The sequence below is a fragment of the Microvirga soli genome (genome assembly GCF_016734765.1).
GTDB classification, from domain to species: domain Bacteria; phylum Pseudomonadota; class Alphaproteobacteria; order Rhizobiales; family Beijerinckiaceae; genus Microvirga; species Microvirga soli.
The window spans coordinates 1-1,004 of sequence record NZ_JAERQE010000154.1 but is presented as its reverse complement, the minus strand read 5'-3'; the positions used below and the strand labels follow the sequence as shown (position 1 = coordinate 1,004).

General features: G+C 58.5%; 2 protein-coding genes. Both read left to right on the top strand.

The window, feature by feature from the left end:
- A partial coding sequence (locus JKL45_RS29625) for a LuxR C-terminal-related transcriptional regulator (protein ID WP_210345922.1) occupies positions 1 to 502 on the top strand: 502 nt, incomplete at its 5' end.
- Positions 495 to 989 (top strand): hypothetical protein, encoded by a 495-nt coding sequence (locus JKL45_RS29620; protein ID WP_201865349.1) that lies wholly within the window; start codon positions 495 to 497, stop codon positions 987 to 989. The genes JKL45_RS29625 and JKL45_RS29620, both read left to right, overlap by 8 nt.
- Positions 990 to 1,004: the final 15 nt, after the last annotated feature.

The following is a 1,004-nucleotide window of genomic DNA, read 5'->3' as shown; positions in this document are numbered from 1 at the left end:
AATCCAGGAAGTAAGAGCGCAGTCGCCAGAGACCCGAATTGTGGCTCTATCCGATCAATTCGATCTCAGCTTTGTGCGCGTGGCGCACGAGGCGGGCGTCACCGGCTTCTGCCTCACCACCAGCGGCCCTGAGGTGCTCATCAATTCACTGGAACTGGTCATGCTCGGGGAGAGCATTCTGCCCTTTGAGGTGGTGCGCTCCCTCATGGAGAGGGCTCCCCAAGCCGGTAATCAGCCGGTTCAGGATGACTGCGTGGCAGAGTCGAAGTTGTCTGAACTGACGGCCTGCAAGCTCTCGGCGCGGGAGGCGGAAATCCTGGGTTGCTTGACGAAGGGGGAGGCCAACAAGGTCATCGCCCGCAGGCTCGATATTACCGAGGCCACCATCAAGGTGCATGTCAAAGCCATCCTTCGAAAGATCGGAGCAACGAACCGCACCCAAGCAGCCATGTGGGCTTCTCAGCGCCTGCCGCGTCAAGGCGGAGCGCCTATGAATGCCTGAGGTGGCTGAGTTGAAGATCGAGGTTGGTGCTGAGGTTCGCGTTCACTTCCATCCGCCTTACCCGATGCAGAGCTTTTGTGAGGGTACGGTCAGTCGGGTTGATGTCACCACCCGAGACGGGCGCTTCTTTGTCGTCGATGTCACACACGAGGTTATTCTCGACCGGGAGCACCCCATCAGGCGTGGATTTCGTGATTTTGTCCGCTACGACTGTCCGAACGACTTTCCAGGCCGGATTGAGGTTCTCTCGACCGCAGAGCAGACCATAGCCAGCGAGCCGCTGCCAACGACACTGGAAGCACAAGAAGTAATTGACCAGGGGGCGGATGAGTCTCTTTCGGCTGAACTCGATGTCCACTCCGGACCAGAGATCGAACAAACACCTGAAGCAGAGACAAAGTCTGAGGAAGCTCCGGTCAATGTTGAGCCTCAGCCTGCCAATGAGCAGAGGGGCCTGCTCGCCGCCTTGTTCGGGCGGAAGAAGTAGCTCACGAACGCCCAT